The following is a 24,814-nucleotide window of genomic DNA, read 5'->3' as shown; positions in this document are numbered from 1 at the left end:
TGCCGGGATTCATTAGTAGGAAACTTCTTCGGTGGAGTTATCTGGGCTTCCTGGATTCTTGTTTCAATCCCGTTGCCGGGATTCATTAGTAGGAAACCCCGTCGCTGGAAACCCTTTCTAGCCGGGACTCCCACAGCCAATTTTGACGGCTGACGGAATCCAGGCGCTGAAATGGACTTTTTGCTTTTTTCGCCCTTTTCCAAAAACGGCTGAAATCTTTAATTTTCAAGGTTCCTAGAGTTTTGACGGCAAACCGGGTTTTTTGCCCCCGCTTCGTCCCGTCAAAAATCAGCTTATTCACATCATAGAATGAGAGTCTCCGCTTGTCGAGGTTTTTCTGAGCCGTATGTAATCGTTTTTCGTACCGCACCCGCATCCAACACATAAATGCGAACCGAATCCTCCGCCGGCTTAATCAACCCTTCAACCTGAACCAACCGATTGTTAACTGATGTATTCGTTGCGATAAAGATTCAAAGCCGCACAGAATACACAGTTGACTTCACGGAAGCTGTGGTTTTAGCATCGATTTCGATGACTGGACTGGTGTTCTAAATGAGCGGAATAATGAGTCCTTCCTTTGCCAAAAACGACCCTTCACAAGCGCTTTTTACCTCGATGGCAATTTCATCAAGCATATCATCGTTATGATTCGGTTCGTGGTGAAAGATTGCCAGTTGTTTAACCCCGGCGGCTTTGGCGAGTTTTACCCCTTCTTGCCAGGTTGAATGTCCCCAACCTACCTTAGGCGACTTGGGATTGTGGTATTCTTGGTCAGTGTACATGGCATCGTAAATTAGGATATCCGCATCACGAGCTAAATTCAGTACATTTTCATCCAAGTGATCCGGATAATGTTCGGTATCGGTACAGTAGACCGCAGAACGTCCCTGCCAACTTACCCGATACCCCATCGCGCCATTGGGATGATTTAGGGGACTGGTTTCAATAGTAATATCCCCTAGGGTCATGGTATCGCCACAGATCAAGTCATAGAATTTCAAATCCGCCTGAATCTCTCGTTTCGGCACCGGGGAATTCAAATGCAATACCCGTTCTTTGAAATGTTGCTGCATGGACACTCCATCGGGTGCAGCGCCATGAATATGCAACAGATTTCCCTCGATAAAAGCGGGGTCAAAAAAGGGTACGCCCTGAATATGATCCCAGTGATAATGGGTAAAAAACCAATAGGCTTCAACCGGGAGTTGGGGCTTTAGATGTTTCCCCAGCATCCGGATACCGGTACCCCCATCAAAAATTAGGCGTTTGCCAGCGATACGCATCTCCACACAGGAGGTGTTCCCGCCGTAGCGAATGGTTTCTTTTCCAGGGGAGGGAATACTACCCCGCACGCCCCAGAATTGGACAACGAACTCAGAGGAAGGACTGCTTTCCATCGGAATTTTAAGGCTTTAATGTATGGCACTGACCCTGATGACGCAGTAGGTGATCACATAATACTAAGGCGACCATTGCTTCTACCATAGGCACAGCCCTGGGCAAGACGCAAGGGTCGTGACGTCCTTTGGCTGCTAGTATTGTTTCTTCACCGGTACTGGTCACTGTACGCTGTTCTTTTCGTATAGTAGCAGTGGGCTTAAACGCCACTCGCAAAATAATCGATTCTCCGTTTGTGATACCTCCCTGAATGCCGCCAGAACGGTTGGTTGTCGTCCGCACCGTTCCCGTATCATCGAGATAGAATTCATCATTATGTTCAGAACCCGTGAGTAAGGTTCCGGCAAAGCCAGACCCAATCTCAAAGCCTTTGCTAGCGGGTAGAGACATCATCCCTTTAGCGAGATCTGCTTCTAGCTTATCAAAGACGGGTTCTCCTAGTCCTTTTGGCACATTGCGGGCGACACATTCGACTACCCCACCAATGGAATCCCCTTCACGCCGGATTAACTCGATTTTTTCTATCATTCGTTGGGCGCATTCACTATCAGGACAACGGACGATATTACTTTCAACCTGTTCCAGAGTGATGGTGTGGGGATCAACGATGCCTTCTAAATCATGAATGCGTTTAACATAGCCAACAATGTCCACATTGGCAACCTGTTTAAGGATTTTTTTGGCGATCGCACCCGCCGCCACTCGACCAATGGTTTCCCGTGCTGAGGAACGTCCACCGCCCTGCCAATTGCGAATCCCATATTTAGCATCATAGGTGGCATCGGCGTGGGATGGACGATATTTAACCGCCATCTCTGAGTAATCTTGGGGGCGAGTATCTTTGTTGGGGACAAAGATGGAAATGGAAGTCCCCAAGGTTTTTCCTTCAAAGACGCCCGATAGAATTTCACAGGTATCGGTTTCCTTGCGCGGGGTGGTAATCTTGCTTTGTCCCGGACGCCTGCGATCGAGTTCAAACTGAATCTCTGCGGCGGAAATCTCCAATTGGGGTGGACATCCATCAATCACCACACCGACACCGCCGCCGTGGGATTCCCCATAAGTCGTAATCCGAAACAGATGCCCGAAACTATTGCCCATAATGATCGAGATGATGCCGTTAAGATTCTTATGTTAGCAACGATTTAGTCGTCTCCGCCCACCCTACACCCTCGCCCTCATACTTTCCTGTATCAAACCGCCATGGTTCCCACGATTACCACAATTCCGATTCAGCATCTCGCGTCAGGCGATCGCCTCTCGATTCAAGTCTATAAGTTTATGGGCGCTAATCCTGGGAAAAAGGCATACATTCAAGCCAATCTCCATGGTTCAGAAATTGTTGGCAATGCTGTCATTCACCAACTGATTGAGTTTTTCAGCCACTTAGAGGATAGTCAACTCACTGGAGAAATTTGGCTAGTTCCTGTCTGTAATCCCATCGGTACTAACCAGCGAAATCACTTCTTTGCCACTGGGCGCTTTAATCCCTACGATGGTAAAGATTGGAATCGGATATTTTGGGATTACGAAAAAGAAGACGAAGATTTAACTGAGTTTGCTAAAGTTCAGGTGCATCACTCTCCTGAAGAAATCCGCCGCAATTATTTAGAACGCATTCAATCCAGCTTTGAGCAACATTTGGATGAACTTCAGTCTCCTAGCGGACTTCCTTTTACTGAACGCTATCGCTATCAGCTTCAATCCCTCTGTTTAGATGCTAACTATGTGATTGATATTCATAGTTCCACCAATCAGGCGATCGATTATTTGTATTGTTTCCAGAGTCGTGAGGAAAGTGCCAAAGCTTTTCTCTTGGATCGCGGTATTTTGATGAATGAATATGATGGTGATGCCTTTGACGAAGCCTTTATGAAGCCGTGGTTGGCATTGGAGAAGCAATTAGCCGCCTTGGGTAAAGCGATTCAGTTTGATGTCGAGTCTTGGACACTCGAACTGGGTTCGGGGATGGAAATGAATCCCGACTCGGTAAAACAAGGAGTTCTGGGGATCAAAAATTATTTGGCACAAAAACAACTGGTCGATTGTCCAGATTTGCCCTTAGAGAAGACAACCTCTCAATCCGTTAACTTTACCATAAAAAGCCAAATTAAGCCGTACTATGCTCCAGTCGGGGGGATGATTCAATCACGAGTTCCGTTGGGCAGTCAAATTCAAGCTGAGCAGCCTTTGTATCAATTACTGAGTTTTAATCGAGAAGGGGATTTACCTCAAATAATTGACGTTCAGGCTGAATCCGATGGTTTGGTGTTTAGCGTTGCCAAGAATTATGCGGTTAATGAAGGGGAGTATGTTTTATCAATTATGTAGATAAAGATAGATGTTGTTGTTCCGTTATTGGTGAGAAAGGGCGGATTTTGTTGTTGGGTTATCGGTGGGGAGGGCGGGTTTTGTTGTTGGGTTATCGGTGGGGAGGGCGGGTTTTGTTGTTGGGTTATCGGTGAATAGGTTAATTTAGTCCCTAAACCCGCCCCTACAATATAAAATTATAAATATGGAAGACAGTAACAATTTCACCTTAATCCCCGACGCAGACGCCGTAATGATTCCTCAAGCCCCAGAGGGATTTAAATCTGGCTTTGTCGGTATCATTGGACGCCCGAATGTGGGCAAATCGACGTTAATGAATGAATTGGTGGGGCAGAAAATTGCCATCACCTCCCCCGTCGCCCAAACCACTCGCAACCGCTTGCAGGGGATTCTGACGACAGACAATGCCCAACTGATTTTTGTGGATACGCCAGGAATTCACAAGCCCCATCATCAATTGGGGAAAGTGTTGGTGCAAAATGCTAGGATTGCGATTGAAGCGGTGGATGTAGTGCTGTTTGTCGTGGATGGAGCGACACCCACAGGAGGAGGCGATCGCTATATTAGTAATCTACTCACCCAAACCTCAACACCTGTAATTCTGGGCATTAACAAATCGGATTTACAATCGCCAGGGAAAGGCTTAGATGAAGGGTATCATCAACTGGTAGATCCCCACAATTGGCAGGTGACAAAATTCTCTGCCTTGACGGGTGACGGGTTGGCAACCTTGCAGGAACAGTTAATTGAGCGGCTAGAATCAGGTCCCTATTATTATCCGCCGAACTTAGTCACCGATCAACCCGAACGTTTTATTATGGGAGAATTAATTCGAGAGCAAATTCTGCTGTTGACTCGCCAGGAAGTTCCCCATTCCGTCGCGATTACCATTGATGCTGTTGAGGAAGAACCTAAAATTACCCGCATCCTCGCCACGATTCATGTTGAACGGGAGTCGCAAAAAGGAATTTTAATTGGCAAAAAGGGCAGTATGCTGAAAAGTATTGGTTCGGCGGCGCGTCAGCAAATTCAAAAGTTAATTGCCGGTAAAGTTTATTTAGAATTATTTGTGAAAGTGCAACCTAAGTGGCGACAATCTCGTCTGAGATTAGCAGAGTTGGGGTATCGGTTGGAGGAATAGTAGATACTTTGCATGCAACGTCTCTACAACTTCTGCATCTTCTTTCTTCTGGAAACGGTTTTCAGACATGTTCCTGAAATTAGGCTAAAATATATACCATAAAGAGAAATATACGTCAAGCTAAGAGCAGTAGATTTACCGTTCTGAAGCGGGGCAAGTTTTTCTAACTCTTATAGATTCAGGGTGAGGCTGGCAGAGTTTCAGATTCGGCATTCTACAACAGTAATTTAAGGAAGGCGATCGCAATGAAATTCACAATTGTTATACTGACTACAATTCTCACCACAATCGGCATAACGAGTGGAGCAATGGTTCAAGCCAGAACTCCCACTCAAGAATTTTTCGAGCAGGGATGGGAGCAATTAGAGCGAGAAATTCGCACTCTCCAGGAAGACAATCCGGAAGCGGAGGAAAGCCTGCAACAAGAATCTGAAACGGAGCCGCTACTGGATGTGAATCCAACGGCTGATAGTGAAACCCCTTTAGAGATTGAGGGTATTGAGCCACCGAATTCTCAGCCTGATCCGGTAGATGATTCGCCTGTTAACTAGAGCAAAAAAATAAACATTGAAACCAGAAGCGCTACCGCACAGGTGGTGATACCTTTAACCCCACGCGATCGCGTCTAATTCTACCTCTAAGCCCAGGCGATCGCACTCATGAATGTCTCAGGCTACAATCAATACCAGATCATGATCTCCCTATATTGCCAGACTTATTATTGCGTCCCTGATTGAGCCTGTGTAGACAGTATGAATACTCAACTTACCTCCTCAGAACTGAATTCCTATCAAGCAATTTTACCTAACGATGATCCAGCCCAGGACGCGATCGCACTTCTCAAAGACCATAATGGGGATATTGAGGCATCCTTTGAGGAACTGTATTTTCAGAAATATGATACAATCCCGGATTTTGCCGACAAATCCCTGTGGGAGGTGACACTGAACCAGTTGCGTCAGGAATTGTGTGGCGATGATAGCTTTCGCACCAAGGTACAGGAGTACACCAAGAATCCGGGAAGTACACCCTTGCTGACGGGATTAATTGTGTATTTGGTAGGGTTAGCCGGATTTCCCCTTGATCCCGCGATCGCTACCGTGGTGGTATTGTATATTCTCAAGATTGGGCTAAATATTTTCTGCCAATATACAGAACCGTCCGATTCCAAGTCATTACCGGGCAAGTAGGGGCGCATGGCGTGCGCCCTTTCCCGACGTGCGCCCTCTTCCTGACGTGCTACGCCAGCCCTCACCCCCAGTCAGCCCTCACCCCCAGTCAGCCCTCACCCCCAGTCAGCCCTCACCCCCAGTCAGCCCTCACCCCCAGCCCCTCTCCCAAGCTTGGGAGAGGGGAGCAAGAGGGGAGCAAGAGGGGAGCAAGAGGGGAGTTGAGGTTTCCCGTAATCGTCACAATTCATTTGTTTGCCCGACGTGCGCCCTACACCGACGTGCGCCCTCCCATCGCTAAGACTCGAACTGAGAAATAATCACATCTCTATCCGGGAAATGAGCAACCAGTTGGAGCGTTCCACCCAAAGCCTTAATATAGCGGTATAGAGTAGAAATTTGAATGTCCTCTTGATTTTCAAGTTTAGACAAAGCAGACTGAACAACACCAAGTTCATCAGTCATATCTTGTTGGGTAACACCGAGAGATTGACGTAACTCGGCTAAAGTCAGAGACAACGACGCCAGTTGAGCGCGAGTTTGACTCTCGGCTAGTTGTTCAGGTGTCATTTGTTTTCTTAACTCACCGATTGGCTTTCGTTTCATATCAAACCCTCATCCGACAATTCTTGCAAAAGTTCATCGTAGAGTAAATCGGCTTTGGGAATATTCTCGTCATACTCCCACACCATGCTAACCGAACCTGTTGGTAAACCTATTCCCTATCGTTGATATTGTATCATCGCGGCAGAGTGGCAAGCCAAAAGGTGTAGAATTGCGCGTCTGGGCCAAATTCCCCTAAACCAAACCGTAGGGGCGCACCGACGTGCGCCCATTCCCGACGTGCGCCCTTTCCTGACGTGCTACGCCAGCCCTCACCCCCTGTCAGCCCTCACCCCCAGCCCCTCTCCCAAGCTTGGGAGAGGGGAGCAAGAGGGGAGTTGAGGCTTCCCCTAAACCGAGCTGTAGGGGTACGGCATTGCCGTACCCTTATCCTATCTATCTGGCTATTTGAAGGGCACGATATTATCGTGCCCCTACCCTATCTGGTATTGGTGCGTCAATTCGATTTCAAGAGCATCTCTTGAACCCTTGCGAAGTCGAAACCCAACCTACCCTAACAACTATAATTAATATAAATTCTAATGAACCAGACAGCCAAGTATTATTTAATATGCAAATTAGCCTTGAAATACCTGATGATATCGGTAATCGTTTGACAGAAAAATGGCACAATTTGCCCCAGCGCTCATTAGAAATTATGGCGGCTCAAGCCTATAAATCGGGTATCCTTACCGCAGGTGAAGTCCGACGAATGCTTAATTTACCCACTCGTTTAGCCGTTGATGAATTTCTCAAACGAGAAGGGGCTTATCTACACTATACTGAGGCAGACCTAGAACATGATCTTCAAGCCGTAGCCAAGGTTATCTAAACGAATGACCTTTGTGTGTGTTACTAGAACAATTTTCAGATCGGTATCGCAGGGGTGTAGATGCTGATGGTTGAGGCTTGAAGCCTTGCTCTTTGGTTTGTTCGGGTAAACTTTGTCACCTTGAGACTCCTCGACGACGCTCGGAGTGTCATCCGCCACGCTCGGAGTGTCCCCCCACTACGCTCGGAGTGTCATCCGCCACGCTCAGAGTGTCCTCCCAGCACGCTTAGAGCGTCTCCCGCCACGCTCAGAGTGTCCTCCCACTACGCTCGGAGTGTCATCCGCCACGCTTAGAGTGTCCTCCCACCACGCTTAGAGTGTCTCCCGCGAGGCTCAGAGTGTCCTCCCACCACGCTTAGAGTGTCATTCATCACTCTCAGCGTTTGACTCCTCCCCTGATGAACTCCCATTCCCTCTTGTTTTCACCCCTTTAAAGCGTTCTTTTAACTGCTCCGCCACGCTTTTTAACCCCGGTGTGGTTTTCGATGCCATTTTCACGTAGTCATAAACGGTTAGGCTGCTTTTCATGGCTTCACTCCCCACGGCTATCAGGGTATCATCCACCTTTTCTGTCAGTTGCTGGAGTCGGATGAGTAACTCGGAAAGACGCAACGCCAGTTGATAGTCGCGCTCGAATTCCTCGGTGCTGAAGTTGGCGGGGAGAATGCCAGGGTTAGATTGGGCGGCGTTGAGGCTATTGTTGACAAAGGCTAAACTTTTATCGCCCATTTTATACAGATCATGGCGTTCTTTGGGGCTAAGGTTAATTAGAAAGGGGAGTTTCTGTTCGATGGTTTGTAAGGCGGTGTTGATTTCTTCGATATCGGTGTCTGAGAGGCTGGCACTAATATTTTGATAGGGCATGGTTGTGTTTCCTGATGTGAAGATTCCCGTTGCCCTGGCTATTGTTGAAGAGGGCAAGGATTCTTTTATTTTAACCGGATTTATGGGTTGACATTAACCCCTCTCCCACGCCAGCCCTCACCCCCAGCCCCTCTCCCAAGCTTGGGAGAGGGGAGCAAGAGCATCCGATCCCCCTTCTCCCGTGCAAAAAACGCGAAGCATCCTTAGTCCTCCCCCCTTGCCAAAAAAGCGAAGCATCCTTAGTCCTCCCCCCTCTTGTAGGGGGGAATGAGGGGGGTAGGGGGGAACGAGGGGGGTGGGAGAAGGGGTTAGGGGATGAGGGGGAAAGGCTTGCCAGCATTGGTTTTTACCTTGGCGCGAATTCATCGGATCAGGGTACGGCAATGCTGTACCCCTACGACACCCAGGGATAATTGATGGGGTAGGGGCACGATATCATCGTGCCCTTCTCAATCTGGGAGTTGTGCTAAGAGTTCCCGTACAACGTCAGCCCGATAGTCATCCTGATATTCTAGGAATATCTCTAAAGCTGTCTGTAAATTCACCCTGGCTTCGGCGTAGTTTTCCTGGGCTTCTGCCAGTAATCCTAAATTTTGATAGGTGTGAGCTTGAGAGTAGCGATTATTTAGTTCAATCTTAATATCCAGAGCCTGCTGATAGTAAGCTTTTGCCTGCTCATACTCCCGTAACGCTTGAGCAACTTCTCCTAAATTGTTATACATCATAGCTTGAGATAAGCGATCGCTAAATTCAATGTAAATATCCAGAGCCTGCTGATAGTATAGCTTTGCCTGCTCATACTCCCGTAACTTTTGGGCAACTACTCCTAACTGGTGATAGGTGCTAGCTTGAGCGTAGCGATCGCGAAATTCAATGTAAATATCCAGAGCCTGCTGATAGTATTGCCTTGCCTGCTCATACTCCCGTAACTCTACAGCAACATTTCCTAACTGGTGATAGGTGCCAGCTTGAGAATAGCGATCGCGAAATTCAATGTCAATATCCAGAGCCTGCTGATAGTATAGCTTTGCCTGCTCATACTCCCGTAACTCTTCGGCAACATTTCCTAACTGGTGATAGGTGCGAGCTTGAGAATAGCGATCGCGAAATTCAATCTTAATATCCAGAGCCTGCTGATAGTATAGCCTTGCCTGCTCATACTCCCGTAACTCTTCGGCAACCATTCCTAACTGGTGATAGGTTTTAGCTTGATTGTAGCGATCGCTAAATTCAATGAAAATATCCAAAGCCTGCTGATAGTATAGCCTTGCCTGCTCATACTCCCGTAACTCTTGGGCAACCATTCCTAACTGGTGATAGGTGCCAGCTTGTTCGTAGCGATCGCGAAATTCAATCTTAATATCCAGAGCCTGCTGATAGTATAGCCTTGCCTGCTCATACTCCCGTAACTCTTCGGCAACTATTCCTAACTGGTGATAGGTTTTAGCTTGATTGTAGCGATCGCGAAATTCAATGTAAATATCCAGAGCCTGCTGATAGTATAGCCTTGCCTGCTCATACTCCCGTAACTTTTGGGCAACCATTCCTAAATTGTGATAGGTGCCAGCTTGAGAGTAGCGATCGCGAAATTCAATCTTAATATCCAGAGCCTGCTGATAGTATTGCCTTGCCTGCTCATACTCCCGTAACTTTTGGGCAACTGCTCCTAATTGGTGATAGATGGTAGCCATCCAACGCTGTTTCTGTCTCTCCTCTACCCCGGTAAGCTGTTGGGTTAGTTCCAGCACCTGCTGATAAGCGGCTTTGGCTTGTGCATAATTCTGAGTTTCTAGGTAACAATAGGCTAACCGATCCTGTGCCATGACAATTTCCAGCCCAATTTCACCTGTGTGTAATGATGCCGGATATGCCGCTTGTGCCTGACAGACGAATTTTGAGAGTTTTAGCTTACTCTGGATATCATTAATCTGCACAAAGTATTCAGCCAAACAGAAAAAGATATTGACGGTTTCCTGCTTCTCTAAACAGAGTTGCAGGGCATTGTAGAGATTTTCATACTCCAGTTGACAGAAGAAAATCCCCAGTTGTCGTTCTTCCGCCTGCTTCGATTCCATCAATTGCTGATAAGCACCCGCCAACCCCAAATAGTGACGTTTAAACCCCTCGCGCAAGGCTTCCCGCATCGCTGCATCCTGTTGATTCAGCTTCATCCGCAAGAAATAAGGAAAAACCGGCTGAATCCTTAACAATCTCTCATTAGCCCCCCTTTCAAAGGGGGGTTGGGGGGATTGAGAGGGGCTGGGGGAGAGGTTCGACAACAACCCCCAATTAATCGCCTCTTGAATCGCCCCATCAAACTCATCAAACGGATAATCCTGAAACGGTGCTAACTGCTGCAACTGATTCACATAATTCCCCATATCCCTGCGATCAATAAACCAACTAAACGGCGCTAAACACAACAACAATTGCTGCGCCGCCGCCGACAAATTCCGATGGGAATACTCTACACATTGAACAATACTCTCCGTCTTATCCTCACTCCCCGAATCCAACGCAATATCCGCCTTCTCCAACCCCGCGACAATCTCCGCCGGGGATTGCTGCTTCAGATTCGCCAACACTACCTCCATCGCCAAGGGATACCCCGCCAAGAGTTTCATTAATCGGATAAAGGCTTTATCTTCCCGTATCTGCGGAATCCGCGATTTCGGTAAATACCGTTCTAATATCTTTTGCGCCAACTCTGAACGCGCCTGAACATCTAATCCCTGTAACGGATACACATTATCGCCAAATATCCCCTGTAACCACTCCTCGCCACTGCGGGAACCCAACACCACCCGCGTTTTCCCACCCACTAATCGGCTGATAAAGTCCTGAATTTCCTCTCGCTTCTTCTTCGATAACGTATGTTTAATCGCCAACCGTTTCCCCGTCACCGATTCCAAGTTATCCAAAATCAGGATATGATTCTCGGTTTTCAGTTTCTCCGCTAATTTCTGCACCTGCGCCGCCGGATTCATTGCCTGAAATCGGCTGAACTCGAACTTATCATAAACCTGCTTACCAATCTCCCGCAGGATTTGCTTCAATGTCCAGGCTTTTGTGTCATAGCCAAAATAAAAGATAGCTTCAGCAAAGTGAGTGGTTTGCCACCATTCCCGTAAATAATTCAGTAGCGTAGTTTTCCCCGTTCCCCCCATCCCCCGCAACAGGAGAATAGTATGGCGCAGCAATGCCTTTTCTATCTTGAGAATCTCCAAATCGCGCCCGACAAAGCCATAGGTGGGTGGAGTAAACCGATACTGCTGCTGACGTGCGGCATAATAGTCTTCTTCTTCCTGGGGCGTAAATTCCCGTAAATTCAGATTAACGGGCTGATTGGTATAAACCACAGGTAAGAGCCAGTCTTCTAAGTCAATCGTTTGGTTATAATAAGCTTTACGTCCTTTATTATTAAAGAGTTCGCGGCGTCCCAAGCGGAGGGCTTCCCGAATGGTTTTTTCAGCAAAGACTTGGCGATAAACCGTTTCGATTAATAAGGAGGCGGCGGTTACGGTTACGGAATAGCCCATCGCGACTACTGTATGCATTCCCGCCACCATGAGGCGACTCCCCAAACTGGTTTCGCGGGCATCTTCTCCCCGGAGGGCTGGGGCATTTTCTCCCCCCTTACGAAGGGGGGTTGGGGGGGATACTTCCCCACCACCTAATCCCGCCTTACTATCTAAAGACTCTGGCGACGCATTGGTTTTATCCCCCCCCGTCCCCCCCTTTGAAAGGGGGGGAATAGGAGTAGGAGTAGGAGTAAGAGAAGCAGAAATCTGTTTCCCCGATTGACAAGCATTTAAAATACAAACCGGAATCCCTTTTCCTGTCAACAAACCCGCCAACTCCGACGCCTCCACCGGATCAGCCTTTCCCTGACTTTCCCCCTCCAAAAACAGAAACGCCTTCACCCCTTCATACCCAGCAATATCCTCTCGCCCCCACCGCGCCTGAAACGTATACCGCTTCCGTTTTTTCCCCTTCTGATATTGCTCATAACTCATCAACGAGCCATGGGCGTCAAAATGAATAATATGATAATAGCCCGCCCCTTTCTCCTCCAACTTATCGGATAACGCCTTGTATGTAGCCGGACGCAATAACTCCACATTTACCCGTAACTTTGCCGTCTCAATCGCTTCAATTAAGGGACGGGAAATGGTACGATAGCCTACATCTCTTTCCTGATCCGGTCGTGCTGTCACCAAAAGTAAATTAATCACCGGAAAAGCTGGCATACTTGCGCCAATGGGAACGGGTTTGGTATGCTTCCGCAGCATCAGACAATCCACCGCCAAAGGACGCGATAAATCCGGATCACGCAGGGCTTCCCAATGCAGCGCTTGAAACTCTGGCGTCTGGCTTTCAATCTCTATTTGAATCTGACTTAAATTCCCCCGGATTTGCCGATACTCGCTATAGGCGTCAATATTGGTTCTAAATACCTGCTCAAATAATTGTTCCCCGTAAGCCTTAACCGATTCCTTCGCCTGTGCTGCCTTCACCGTTCCCAATTGGGGAAACACCAACCATTCCTCAAAATACCATTCCAGACTCTGTTCTTGTTTCGGGGTGAAGGGGTCAGTAATTGTAATCGGATAATTCACCCGCCCATCAAAACTGAGAGTCGCGGTAAATCCGTTATCGGTTGATTCCTGTTCGCGAATGGTAATGGTTGTCATTCGTCTTATGTCTTATGTCTTATGTCATGTATGGTAACTAAAAAAATAGAGGCATGGCAATGCCGTGTCCCTACCTAAACCTGGAAACCAGCAGCACTAACTATTAAAGCTCATTGTTTTGTAATACAATGAAAGTCAGTATACCCAGCAAATTCTCAGTCTTTATACTCAGCGTCATCTACAGATAGTGCCAAATAACAAACTTGAAACAGTTGAGATAAAACCTAATAAATGAATCCTATGATGCAATCAGCCTTACGAATTGAAGCCAAAGTTTTACCGGGCAATAAAATCGAAATTGACTTACCCCCTGATACCGCCCTCAATACAGTCGGAAAAACCATTGAAGTCATTCTTCTGTTGCCAGAAAAGCCAACCCAATCAACGGAACAATCTATTCTGGAAATATTGGCAGAAATCCACGCTCAACGCCCCTCTAGTCGAAACCTCGAAGAAATTAATCGAGATTTACAAGCCGAAAGGGATGCATGGGACAGCTAAATTTGCCTGACTCTTCTCGAATATATATTGACACGGTTGTTATGATTTACGCCGTTGAACAAGCTTCGGTTTATGGTTCATTTTAATTTACAAGGGTCGCCCTTTTCTCAACCTTTTATAGCAATCGCCATAGCGGTTAGGACACATCATTTGGTAGTAGAGACGCGCCATGGCGCGTCTCTACAATAGTTCGTTTGTCCTAATCGATGTATCTACTGCTATATGTCAGCAAGAACTGTCAAAAAAATAGAGGTACGGCATTGCCATACCCCTACCTCAAATTAAAACCAGCAGCGCTAACGCACAGGTGGCGAAACTTCTACCCCCACGCGATCGCGTCCCCCAATTTCTGGGGCTACCATTGATACAACGGGCGGATTCCCTTCCGCTAACGTCGGTACCGAACCGCGCAACCGGGCGGTTAACTGCTGCGTCGTCGAGTCATACATCTGCGTGATTAGCTTGGGATACAAGCCAATCCCAATAATCGGCACTAGCAAACAAGCAATAATAAACACCTCACGCGGTTCCGCATCCTGTAAAACCTCGTGTTCCACCAGTTCCTTATTCTCAGAACCGTAGAAGATTTCCCGCAGATTGGACAGCAGATAAATCGGCGTCAGAATCACCCCAACGGCTGCCAAAAAGACCACAATTACCTTAAACGTGGAATTGTAGGCATCCGACGTGGCAAATCCGACAAACACCATTAACTCTGCCACAAACCCACTCATCCCCGGTAACGCCAGAGACGCCATCGAACAAGTTGTCCACATGGCAAAAATCTTCCGCATCTTTTGACCGACACCCCCCATTTCATCCAACATTAGGGTATGGGTTCTGTCATAAGTTGCCCCAACTAAGAAGAACAGACTCGCCCCAATTAAGCCGTGGGACACCATTTGCAACACCGCCCCACTCAACCCCAAGTCAGTAAATGACCCAATCCCAATTAAGACAAAGCCCATGTGGGAAATCGAGGAATAGGCAATCTTGCGCTTCAGATTCCTTTGGGCAAAAGAGGTTAATGCCGCATACACGATATTCACCACCCCCAAAATCACCAACACCGGGGCAAAATAGGCATGGGCATCAGGTAACATCCCGGCATTCATGCGAATTAGGGCATAGCCGCCCATCTTCAACAGAATCCCCGCCAGCAACATGTGGACTGGGGCGGTGGCTTCCCCGTGGGCATCGGGTAACCACGTATGTAAGGGGAAAATCGGTAACTTGACCCCGTAGGAAATCAGAAACGCCGCATAGAGCAACAGTTCCAGATTTAGGGCATAATCCTTTAAAGCGAGCGATCGCATATCAAAGGTGACAGTATCCCCATAGAATGCCATCGCCAAGGCTGCAATCAAAATAAATAGCGAACCCCCTGCCGTATACAGAATAAACTTCGTCGCTGCATACAGCCGCTTCTTGCCGCCCCAAATCGACAGCAGCAAATACACCGGAATTAACTCCAGTTCCCACGCCAGGAAAAACAACAGCATATCCTGAACCGCAAACACGGCAATTTGACCGCCGTACATTGCCAGCATCAGGAAGTAAAACAGCTTCGGCTTTAGGGTTACGGGCCAAGCCGCCAGGATTGCCAACGTCGTCATAAACCCCGTCAGCAGGACCAACGGCATCGATAAGCCATCCACCCCCACCGACCAATTCAAGTCCAGAGTGGGCACCCAAGCATATTTTTCAACCAGTTGTAGTCCCGGATTGGCAAAGTCATAGTTGATGACGAAGGCACAAACGATCAACGTAAAATCAATTAGCCCAACAATCAGGGCATACCAGCGTTCCCATACGCCATTCTTCTCCGGCAATAAAGGAATGCCGACAGAAGCGACGATGGGAAACAGAATAATTACGGTTAACCAAGGAAAATCAGTCATTAGTCATTAGTCATTGGTCATTGGTCATTGGTCATTGGTTATTCGTCATTAGTCATTGGTCATTAGCCATTCGTTATCAAGTGAACTAACTCTGAACGAATGACAACAGAGACACAATTTGCCACAGGATAGAACAAAGGACAAAGGACAAATGACACATTTTTAAGACAACCCAGAAACAATCACAAAACCGAGAACTGCCCCAAAAACAATCAGCGCATAGAATTGGGCGCGACCGTTTTCGAGATATTTCAGTCCTTCACCACTAATCAGGGCAACTAAACCGGTTAAATTAACCGCACCATCGACCACACGGTAGTCTACTTCCATCACCTGGCGGGCTAGGCGGCGACTTCCCTGGACGAACAGCCGATTATAAAGATCATCGAAATACCACTTGTTGAGGGAAAACTTGTAAAGCGATGTAAAGTTTTTCGCGATCGCACTTGGATCAATTTGCCCCATCCGGTACATCAGCGACGCCACGGTAATGCCAATCAGGGCAATCCCTACAGAGGAACCTGCCATAACCAGAAACTCACTCCAGTTAAACGCCGCTTCATGACTCACCACTTCCGCCACGGTTTCTCCAGGGGCGTGGATAAATTCCTCAAAGTAGTTGTCAAAGGGCATCCCTACCAAACCAATCAGGGTTGAGGGGACAGCGAGTAACAGTAAGGGTAAGGTCATGGTTAAGGGTGATTCATGGGGAGACTCACTATGCCCATGGTCATGATCATGATCCTCAGCCTCTAATTCCCGCCTATCCATGGCACCGGGTCCAAACGCGGGTGCAGGTTCAGCCACAGCCCCTTTAATTTGTTCCTTAATACTGGTGATATTCCCCCGGAAATCGCCCTCAAAGGTCATGAAATACATGCGGAACATATAGAAAGCAGTCAGTCCAGCCGTTAGCCAACCGACCACCCACAGCCCTGGAGACGCGGCAAAAGCATTACCTAAGATTTCATCCTTTGACCAGAACCCGGCAAAGGGAGGAATCCCACAAATTGCCAGGGTGCCAATTAGAAAGGTTAGGGAAGTAATCGGCATATACTTCCGCAATCCCCCCATCAGCCGCATATCCTGGGCTAAATCCGGATCATGACCCACCACGGCTTCCATGCCATGAATCACCGAACCGGAACAGAGGAAAAGCATGGCTTTAAAATAAGCGTGGGTCATCAGGTGGAATAACCCGGCACTGTATGCGCCAATCCCCATTGCCATGACCATGTAGCCTAACTGGGAGATTGTGGAATAGGCAAGACCCTTTTTGATGTCATTTTGGGTCAGGGCGATGGTTGCCCCTAAAAAGGCGGTAAATCCTCCCGTCCAGGCAATGACTGTCATCGCTAGGGGGATATTTTCAAACACGGGATACATCCGGGCAATCAGAAATACCCCAGCCGCCACCATTGTCGCGGCGTGAATCAGTGCGGAAATGGGGGTAGGACCTTCCATCGCGTCAGGAAGCCAAACATGCAAGGGAAATTGAGCAGATTTGGCAACGGGTCCTAAAAAGACTAATACGGCAAACAGGGCGGCGAGTCCGCTGCTAATATAACCGGATTCGACAAACGCTTCTAAGTGGGCGCCCATGACATCAAACTCAAAGCTACCGGTTGCCCAGTACAGCCCCAGGATACCTAAAAGGAGACCAAAGTCCCCCACCCGGTTAACCACAAAGGCTTTTTGACAAGCATCAGCGGCAGCTTTGCGATCGTACCAGAATCCGATGAGTAGGTACGAACACATGCCCACCAGTTCCCAGAAAATATAAACCTGTATCAGGTTGGGACTAATCACCAGACCCAACATTGAGGAACTAAACAGGCTCAAATAGGCATAGAAGCGCACATAACCGGAGTCGTGTGCCATGTAGCCGTCGGTATACACCATGACCAGAAAGGCGACGGTGGAAACAACCACTAGCATCAACGCCGTCAGGTTGTCGATGGTGTACCCCATCATCAGGTGAAAATTCCCCGCTGCCGCCCATTCCAGGGTACGGGTAAACGGTTCATGTCCGTGAAATTGACTCCAGAAGATGGCAAACGACAGCACCATCGCCGCCCCCAGCAGGGAGACGACGAACACGGACGATAACTGCCGTAGCTGATTCGTGGTTTTGTTGAATGAGATAAGCCCTAAGCCGACTAGCATTGCCCCTGCCAAGGGCAAGACCGGGATCAACCAGGCATATTGATAAAGCGGTTCCATGGAAGACAGCTTACTTTAGATTTCTTTACTATTTTGACAAACCGTTAACAACTGTGACATATACCTATACAAAAAGAAAGTTGGCTCAGTGTGAGCCAACCTCAAGTAGAAATACTTATTTTATAAAATTCGCCGGGAAAACCCCATCCCCTTGTGGGTGGGGTTGTTGACAAGAAAACTCCTGGGTTGATTAATTTTGCTGATAGTGATGCCTCAACAAAACGAATAGTTCAGTGCATCGTGGCTTCAAATACTTATTCGTTAACAATAAGCCAAAAAGCAGATACCGTAAACCTTACAGCCCTCTGCCCTCTGCCTTTATCTACTAGGCGGCTGATTGAGTGGCACTCTCTAAGGCGGTATGGGTTAAACCTTGCCCAATGGATGCTGAAAACTGCGATTGATTGTCCCCGATCAGATTTTGAATCGCCAAGCGCAAGTCATCTCGTCCTTGAAAGCCTTCTAATCGCTCCACTAACTGACCGTTTTCAAATAAAAGCAAGGTGGGTAAAGATTTGAGTTGATAGGTACTGGCAAGCCTGAGACTATTATCTGCATTCACCCGCACCACTTCAATCTGATCGCTCCATTCCTGCTGTACGTCCTCCAACATTGGCTGGATTAGGCGACACAGCCCACACCAAGGTGCCCAAAAATCAACCAGAACCATCTTGGAGTTTTCTAAAACGTATTGCTTAAACGTCTGCTCGTTCACCGACAACACCATGATCCCTCGAATTCTATTGAATTTTTACTCTAGCCTTGGGATCATGCTACATCGAATTGGGATTATTTGAACAACAAATCCGCTAATTTTACCAATTTATTTGGGCAGTTGCTCGCATAAGTAGGGGATGCGCCCACCACAACAAGCCGATAAAGCCAATTACCCCAAGATAGGCGGGACGGATAAATTCTTCCCATTTCAGGGTTTGGCGTCCCTGAATTAACGCCAGGAAAGGAAAAACCGAGGTACGCTCTTTGACAGACTCAAAGGCGTCGCCATAGCGTTTGGAAAGCCGTTGATCCCCATGCCAAACGCCAAAACAATGGTGCAAAATTAATCCTACCGAGGTGAGTAGAGTGAAGCTTGTGCCAATCCAGAGGGTGTGAGCAATACACCAGATCACCTGTCCCACCATTTGCGGATGTCGGGTAATGCGAATGATGCCGGTTTCGTAGAGATGAACTTGGGGTTTCTGGATGGCGGCGATTTCTAACAGGTTGAATGTGGCGGGGTAGAGAAACAAAAAAGAAATCGCTGAAAGCCACCAGACTAGGGACTTGATCCCCGGAATTCCCTGCACCCGCCACAATTGAATCCCATCATAGCGGTGGTTGAAAAAGTAAATAATTAATACAACAGCAAGAGATAGGCTAACCAGAGCAAATAAAATTCGATAGAACCTCGCGCCAATCCGTTGTTCAGCCCAAGGTCGCAATGCAGCTAGACCACTATGCGCGATCGCAAATCCCAAAAGTAGTCCAGCCATTACCCAATGACTGGATGTCACGTTAGTCAAGACCCCCATAAATCCTGATGTTGATTCGTTGCCCAATTCATCCTAGCAAGAATACTCAAGGACTTGATCCCGTCTTATGTTACTGTCGATTTCAGGCACAGGTTTACACGTTCGTTGTTGGCAATTCCTACTATCGTTGACGTTAAATCCCATCTTCAACCCCCCTGGGATTGCCTGTTATTGCTCCTTTTTTGATGGTTTAGCTCCTATGTCTGACCTTCCTTTCACTCTCGATCAACTCCGGATTCTCAAAGCAATCGCTTCTGAGGGGAGTTTTAAACGTGCGGCGGATAGTTTGTACGTTTCCCAACCGGCTGTGAGTTTACAAGTGCAAAACTTGGAACGACAGCTTGATGTCCCCTTATTTGACCGAGGCGGACGTCGCGCTCAATTGACAGAAGCCGGACACTTACTCCTAAGCTACGGTGAAAAAATTCTCACCCTTTGTCAGGAAACCTGTCGGGCGATTGAGGATTTACAGAATCTCCAGGGTGGGACGCTGATTGTGGGCGCCTCTCAAACCACGGGAACCTATCTCTTACCTCGAATGATTGGCTTGTTTAGACAGAAGTATCCCGATGTGTCGGTACAATTACAAGTTCACTCGACGCGCCGTACTTCTTGGTCTGTTTCCAATGGACAGGTTGATTTAGCCATCATTGGCGGTGAAGTCCCCACGGATCTTCAAGAAACTTTACATATTATGCCCTACTCGGAAGACGAGTTGGCGCTAATTTTACCTGTCTTTCACCCCCTGGCAAAGGTGGGAACCGTGCATAAGGAGGATTTGTATAAGTTACAATTTATTGCGCTCGACTCCCAATCCACGATTCGTAAGGTAATCGACCAGGTTCTCACGCGCTGTGATATTGATACCCGACGCCTGAAGATTGAGATGGAACTCAACTCAATTGAGGCAATTAAAAACGCCGTGCAATCGGGATTGGGTGCAGCGTTTGTGTCTATTTCAGCCATCGAAAAAGAATTACAAATGGGTGTCTTACACCGAGCAACGATAGAAGGCGTCGTGGTGAAGCGAACGCTGTCTTTAATCGTCAATCCCCATCGCTACCGTTCCAAAGCCGCCGAAGCCTTCAGTCGGGAAATTTTGCCCCAGTTTGCGCCTCCAGGATGGGAAGAAAAACCACCGTCCTCGCCGCCAATAACTGCTCCTAAATTGAATTCGGCATCGTCTCAACCTGCATCGTCTCAACCGACAGGTTAAGGACAATTGCTCGAAAGGTTTTCGGTTGAAATTGCCTGAGTGCAAAGGTGTGAGAGTGTAGGAGTAAGAAGAGTAAGCTACCTGTAGGGGTACGACATGTCGTGCCTCTACTAGGTAATGAATTGTCTAATAGAGAGAAATGCTGGCTGGCAATAGTGGGAAATTTGGCTCGACGTTTAGCCGTTAAATTAAAAGGCTATAAATAATCCTAAATGGCAAGCAGCCAGACGAAAACCAATTCAAACTCTTCAAATTTATGGCATCACCTTGCTCAGGAAAAATGTACCCTTGCTCCCCCAGCTCCCCCAGCTTCCCCCGCTCTCCCTCACCACAACACTTATTCAGCAGCCCCTATTTAGACGGTTTTGGGATGCCCGTTGTACATACTGTGAGCAAAGTCCAAGCGAAAATCGCCACTGTCGTGCCGTTGCTCATTCAACGGAGTTATTGGTTTCAGGGGCATCCAAACCCACTCAACCACCTCCTTGATCACTGCCCATCCCGTAGGCGAGTGGGGTATTCCGGAGGCTTGGATTAAAACAAATCCCGCAGGGGGCTGCGTTTTATGCTACCCTGCTAGAGCAGAAATCAAAAAAGCAGCAACGAGAGCGATCGCCAATGTGCCAGCATTATTGTCTGTCATAAGCCGCCCTGTCCAATCACCCCGTATTATATAGGATTACCGTGTACTCTATAAAATCGCCAACATGGAGCTTGATATTCAGTCGGGATAATCACTTAAAGTTGAGAGAAAAACACACATTTTTAGCTAGAAGCGGTAGTCTATCTAGGAAAAGGTGAGAGGAGTAAGGTTGTGGAAGTTGTCAAAGAGTACGTCCAGCGGTGGTACGAAAGTGGATTAGCGCCCGACGAATATGTTTGCCATCAAAAGCAGGGGAATTTAGTCGAGATAGAATCAGTCGCCACAGGAAAGCGTCAGACGGTTCTCACGTTCTGTACGAATGATGTCTTGGGTCTGGTTCAGAACGAGGCGGTTCGCCAAGCAGCAGTTGATGCTATTTTTCAATACGGTACGTCTAACAGTTCAACCTCAGTCCTGAGTGGTCGCATCGATTTGCATCGGCAGCTCGAGCAAGAGATTTCGGAGTTTAAGCACCTACCCCATACCCAACTCTTTTTGAATGCGTGGATGGCGATGCAAGCCCTAATGGATGCGTTTTGCCATTTGGCTATTCCCGTTCCTGGCTTTCAGCATACCCGTGAGACATTAATTTTGACTGATGTCCTCAACCATGGCTGTATTCTCTCAGCCGTCGTCAACGCGGGAACTCGTTCTGGAAAGTTATTTGGTCATAGTCCGCGTGTGCGGGTGAGAGCCTATCGCCACTGTGATGTAGAGGACTTATCGCGGAAACTGCGTCGCTATGCTCGTCCCCAAGATCGAATTATGGTGATTTCTGATGCAGTATTCTCAATGGATGGGGATATTGCCCCCCTCCCCGATATGATCGAGGTGCTGCGACATTACGAAGGCAGTGTCTTGGTGATGGATGAAGCTCATGCTAGTGGGGCGATTGGGGCGACAGGTGGCGGCATCTACGAGCATTTTGGCATCCTACCCCAATACACCATGGAGCAAGGTGTTGTGCCGCTGATTATGACCACGTTTTCCAAGTTTGCCGCGTCAGCGGGGGCGGCAATTAGCAGTCCTCTGCCAGAATTGATTCCCTTATTAAATGTTTCGCCCACGTCGATTGGTACGGTTTCCTTGTCACCACCTCTAGCAGCCGCCGCCTTGGAGAGCATTCGTCAGGTGCGCCGTCATCCCGACTTGGTGAAAAAGCTTCAGGCAAATACTCGCTACTTGCGATCGCGCTTAGTCGAAGCCGGATTTGATGCCATTGGTGAAACTAACGTTATCCCGGTTATTTTACCCTCAGAAATTAATCCGAAATTGTTTGGTCAGTATATGTTAGAGAATCATGGGATTTGGGTATCACCCATTTGGTTTATTGCCAAACCCCGTATCCGGATGACGGCAAATGCTCTGCATACTAAGGAGGAAATGGATAAATTAGTCGCCGCCATGGTAGCAACACGAGATTTTTTATATAAACCCATGATCAGCGCCTAACTTGTCCTGGGTTATTGGTTATTTGACGAATGACAAATGACAAATGACAAAATTCGCACTGTAGCCACTCCAGCCGACCAGGACTTGTTTCTGGATGTACCTGCACGAGTCTATGGGAATGACCCCAATTGGATACCGCCGCTGCGTAGCGATGTAGCGAAGCAATTTGCCCCCGATAATCCCTTTTTTGGCTACGGCAAATTACAGCAATTTATTGCCCTCGACTCGTCCCACCCTTCCCAAGCGGTGGGGCGAATTGTGGCGGCGGTGAATCAACGGTTAATTGAACGAGAGGGGAAAACGGTTGGTTTATTTGGGTTTTTTGAATGTGTCCAAGATTTCGCGATCGCGCAATCTCTCCTGAATGCGGCTTGTCAGTGGTTGCGTGAACAAGGGATGACTGTGGCGCGGGGACCGATTGATTTATCGACCCACAATAATTGTTTATTTTTGGTCGATGGCTTTGATACGCCGCCCATGGTGATGATGCCCTATAATCCCCCCTACTATCCCGAATTGCTGGAAAAAGAGGGCTGGCAAAAAGCGAAGGATGCATACTCTTATGATTTTCCCCTCGATAAGCCCTTATCGGATAAGTTTAAGAAAGCCTATCAGATTGCCTGTAAATCGGGTATCACGTTTCGTCCGATTAGAACTAAAGGCGAAGGATTTGAACAGGATTGTATCAGCCTTTATCACCTCTTTAACCGTGCCTTTGTCAATAATTGGAGTTCTGCACCGAGAACTGAGGAAGAATTTCTAGAAGAAGCCAAGTCATTACAGACGTTAGTTGATCCAGATGTTTTTCCCATTGCCGAAGACAAGGGTGAAATGATCGGCTTTTTTATGGGATTACCGGACTATAATATTCCCCTAAAACACGTTAATGGGAAACTCAACTGGTTGGGAATTCTTAAGTTTCTTTGGTATCGTCGCCAGATTGACCAAGGACGGGTGATTGCGATTGCCTCATTGCCAGAATATCGCCGCAAAATGGTGCCGTTGGCGTTAATTTATTTGGGAATGCAAGGGGGGATTAAGAAGGGCAAGCCCTATAAGCGGGCAGAATTGGGTTGGGTGTGGGAAGATAATTTTCCGTCTCGTAAGTTGATTGAAGCGTCGGGGGGAACAATTTATAAAACGTATCGGATTTATGAGAAAGCGCTGTAGTCAGTATCAGCCTAATTTTTCTGACTATTAAAATGATGATTATTTAGTAGAGACGTTCCGGCGGAATGTCTGTGCCATCATTATTCCTTTCGCTCCTCTCAATTTTCCCCCTCATCCCCTAACCCTTTCTCCCGCCGTGGGGAGAAGGGGGATCGGATTCTCAAGTATAAACAAGTAACTATGACCATAGCAACTAAACCACTCACCCTAGCTGAATTTCTCAAACTTCCCGAAACCAAACCTGCTAGCGAATTTATCGACGGTAAAATCTATCAAAAACCCATGCCAAAAGGGAAACACAGCACTCTCCAAATATGCCTCGCAAATACAGTAAACGAGGTGGGATTTCTGGAAAAAATCGCTTACGCTTTTCCCGAATTGCGCTGCACGTTTGGTGGACGCTCTATTGTGCCAGATGTTGCGGTCTTTCAATGGGAAAGAATTCCCTTCGATGCTGATGGAGAAGTAGCAAACGTATTTGAATGTTCTCCAGATTGGACAATTGAAATTCTTTCACCAGACCAGTCACAAACAAAGGTGACAGATAATATTTTATTCTGTCTCAGACATCAAACCAGGTTGGGGTGGTTGATTGATCCCGATGAGAAAGCCGTAATCTGTTTTTATCCCAATCAATTACCAGAAATTATGCGACAACCAGAGGATAGGCTACCTGTGCCAGATTTTCTAAGTCTACAGCTAACCGTTGAACAGGTATTCTCCTGGCTGAAACTGGGACAGCGTTTGTAAATCACAGGTGTGCGATCGCGAAAATCCATTTGCGCCAATTTACACAGTATTGTTAATTAAAAGTCTTGTGATTGGTGGGTTACGGCGGACACCGAATTAAATGGTGATTTTTTAAATTGAATTACCGCCTAACCCACCCTACCTGGTATTATATTTTATTGCTCAAGGCTCTAACTTATGCTTGTATCAACATGATTGTCACGCCCAGCTTAGGCAGGGACTACAATTGAATCAAGGTATCAAGGGCAGTTCACTATGACAACAGCAACACCAACGCCTCAATCCCAGAAAAGGGGCGCTGAACCAGTCGTTACCTTAAAAGGCGTTAGCTGGCAAACCTTTAAGACATTACTGGCGGAAATTGGCGAAGACCGAGCCTGTAGAATGGCTT

20 protein-coding genes and 1 pseudogene are annotated in these 24,814 nt (G+C 47.5%); 10 read left to right on the top strand and 11 right to left on the bottom strand.

The window, feature by feature from the left end; translation table 11 throughout:
• Positions 1-85 precede the first annotated feature (85 nt).
• The 4 genes and pseudogenes from RIC07_RS35295 to aroC all read right to left on the bottom strand — a co-directional run bounded on the left by RIC07_RS35295 (position 86) and on the right by aroC (position 2,502).
• A complete protein-coding gene (locus tag RIC07_RS35295) occupies positions 86-301 on the bottom strand; it encodes a hypothetical protein (protein ID WP_446398578.1) in 216 nt (71 codons plus the stop codon).
• A gap of 1 nt (position 302) precedes the next feature.
• Positions 303-431: pseudogene (locus tag RIC07_RS35290) on the bottom strand (CRISPR-associated endonuclease Cas2); the annotation flags it as partial.
• A gap of 120 nt (positions 432-551) precedes the next feature.
• Positions 552-1,400: an MBL fold metallo-hydrolase gene (locus tag RIC07_RS35285; RefSeq protein WP_446398577.1), complete on the bottom strand. Its 849-nt coding sequence runs from the start codon at positions 1,398-1,400 to the stop codon at positions 552-554.
• Between the two features lie 7 nt (positions 1,401-1,407).
• Positions 1,408-2,502, bottom strand: a complete 1,095-nt coding sequence (aroC, locus tag RIC07_RS35280; RefSeq protein ID WP_446380611.1) for a chorismate synthase — start codon at positions 2,500-2,502, stop codon at positions 1,408-1,410.
• Positions 2,503-2,604: 102 nt separating this feature from the next.
• Between aroC and RIC07_RS35275 the strand changes: the two genes are divergently transcribed.
• From RIC07_RS35275 to RIC07_RS35260, 4 genes are all read left to right on the top strand, one after another.
• Positions 2,605-3,732 carry a M14 family zinc carboxypeptidase gene (locus RIC07_RS35275; protein WP_446398576.1) on the top strand — a complete coding sequence of 376 codons (1,128 nt, stop codon included), beginning with the start codon at positions 2,605-2,607 and terminating at the stop codon, positions 3,730-3,732.
• Between the two features lie 184 nt (positions 3,733-3,916).
• A complete protein-coding gene (era, locus tag RIC07_RS35270; protein WP_446398575.1) occupies positions 3,917-4,873 on the top strand; it encodes a GTPase Era in 957 nt (318 codons plus the stop codon).
• A 245-nt stretch (positions 4,874-5,118) separates the two neighbouring features.
• Entirely contained in the window at positions 5,119-5,424 is a 306-nt protein-coding gene (locus RIC07_RS35265) for a hypothetical protein (RefSeq protein ID WP_446380608.1), read from the top strand.
• Between the two features lie 201 nt (positions 5,425-5,625).
• The gene (locus RIC07_RS35260) at positions 5,626-6,063 is read left to right on the top strand and encodes a hypothetical protein (RefSeq protein WP_446398574.1); all 438 of its coding nucleotides are present in this window, start codon (positions 5,626-5,628) and stop codon (positions 6,061-6,063) included.
• A gap of 276 nt (positions 6,064-6,339) precedes the next feature.
• Here the strand turns inward: RIC07_RS35260 and RIC07_RS35255 are convergent, their stop codons facing one another.
• On the bottom strand, positions 6,340-6,648 hold the full coding sequence (locus RIC07_RS35255) for a helix-turn-helix domain-containing protein (RefSeq protein WP_446347716.1): 309 nt from the start codon (positions 6,646-6,648) through the stop codon (positions 6,340-6,342).
• 568 nt (positions 6,649-7,216) lie between these two features.
• On the opposite strand from RIC07_RS35255, the gene RIC07_RS35250 reads away from it, so the two are divergent.
• Complete coding sequence (locus tag RIC07_RS35250) at positions 7,217-7,477, top strand: UPF0175 family protein (protein WP_446398573.1); 261 nt, start codon at positions 7,217-7,219, stop codon at positions 7,475-7,477.
• Positions 7,478-7,840: 363 nt separating this feature from the next.
• On the opposite strand, the gene RIC07_RS35245 is transcribed toward RIC07_RS35250, so the two are convergent.
• Together RIC07_RS35245 and RIC07_RS35240 are read right to left on the bottom strand one after the other, a co-directional pair.
• Positions 7,841-8,341: a hypothetical protein gene (locus tag RIC07_RS35245; protein ID WP_446347718.1), complete on the bottom strand. Its 501-nt coding sequence runs from the start codon at positions 8,339-8,341 to the stop codon at positions 7,841-7,843.
• Positions 8,342-8,790: 449 nt separating this feature from the next.
• Positions 8,791-13,035 (bottom strand): tetratricopeptide repeat protein, encoded by a 4,245-nt coding sequence (locus RIC07_RS35240; RefSeq protein ID WP_446398572.1) that lies wholly within the window; start codon positions 13,033-13,035, stop codon positions 8,791-8,793.
• Positions 13,036-13,275: 240 nt separating this feature from the next.
• Between RIC07_RS35240 and RIC07_RS35235 the strand changes: the two genes are divergently transcribed.
• Complete coding sequence (locus RIC07_RS35235; protein WP_446398571.1) at positions 13,276-13,536, top strand: hypothetical protein; 261 nt, start codon at positions 13,276-13,278, stop codon at positions 13,534-13,536.
• A gap of 296 nt (positions 13,537-13,832) precedes the next feature.
• Here the strand turns inward: RIC07_RS35235 and RIC07_RS35230 are convergent, their stop codons facing one another.
• The 4 genes from RIC07_RS35230 to RIC07_RS35215 all read right to left on the bottom strand — a co-directional run bounded on the left by RIC07_RS35230 (position 13,833) and on the right by RIC07_RS35215 (position 19,153).
• A complete protein-coding gene (locus RIC07_RS35230) occupies positions 13,833-15,437 on the bottom strand; it encodes an NAD(P)H-quinone oxidoreductase subunit 4 (RefSeq protein ID WP_446398570.1) in 1,605 nt (534 codons plus the stop codon).
• A gap of 162 nt (positions 15,438-15,599) precedes the next feature.
• Positions 15,600-17,660, bottom strand: coding sequence for an NAD(P)H-quinone oxidoreductase subunit 5 (locus RIC07_RS35225; protein WP_446398569.1), 2,061 nt, complete (start codon positions 17,658-17,660; stop codon positions 15,600-15,602).
• Between the two features lie 325 nt (positions 17,661-17,985).
• On the bottom strand, positions 17,986-18,387 hold the full coding sequence (trxA, locus tag RIC07_RS35220) for a thioredoxin (protein ID WP_446398568.1): 402 nt from the start codon (positions 18,385-18,387) through the stop codon (positions 17,986-17,988).
• A gap of 88 nt (positions 18,388-18,475) precedes the next feature.
• A complete protein-coding gene (locus RIC07_RS35215; protein WP_446398567.1) occupies positions 18,476-19,153 on the bottom strand; it encodes an NnrU family protein in 678 nt (225 codons plus the stop codon).
• A 238-nt stretch (positions 19,154-19,391) separates the two neighbouring features.
• Between RIC07_RS35215 and RIC07_RS35210 the strand changes: the two genes are divergently transcribed.
• From RIC07_RS35210 to RIC07_RS35195, 4 genes are all read left to right on the top strand, one after another.
• Positions 19,392-20,408 (top strand): LysR substrate-binding domain-containing protein, encoded by a 1,017-nt coding sequence (locus tag RIC07_RS35210; protein ID WP_446378824.1) that lies wholly within the window; start codon positions 19,392-19,394, stop codon positions 20,406-20,408.
• 814 nt (positions 20,409-21,222) lie between these two features.
• Positions 21,223-22,503, top strand: coding sequence for an aminotransferase class I/II-fold pyridoxal phosphate-dependent enzyme (locus RIC07_RS35205; RefSeq protein ID WP_446398566.1), 1,281 nt, complete (start codon positions 21,223-21,225; stop codon positions 22,501-22,503).
• A 36-nt stretch (positions 22,504-22,539) separates the two neighbouring features.
• Positions 22,540-23,673, top strand: a complete 1,134-nt coding sequence (locus tag RIC07_RS35200) for a hypothetical protein (RefSeq protein ID WP_446398565.1) — start codon at positions 22,540-22,542, stop codon at positions 23,671-23,673.
• Between the two features lie 180 nt (positions 23,674-23,853).
• Positions 23,854-24,423, top strand: a complete 570-nt coding sequence (locus RIC07_RS35195; RefSeq protein WP_446398564.1) for a Uma2 family endonuclease — start codon at positions 23,854-23,856, stop codon at positions 24,421-24,423.
• Positions 24,424-24,814 lie beyond the last annotated feature (391 nt).

Source organism: Coleofasciculus sp. E1-EBD-02 (assembly GCF_040218245.1).
Taxonomy (GTDB): Bacteria; Cyanobacteriota; Cyanobacteriia; order Cyanobacteriales; family Coleofasciculaceae; genus Coleofasciculus.
Note: the sequence above shows the minus strand (reverse complement) of the source record. Positions and strands in the feature narration are given on the sequence as shown.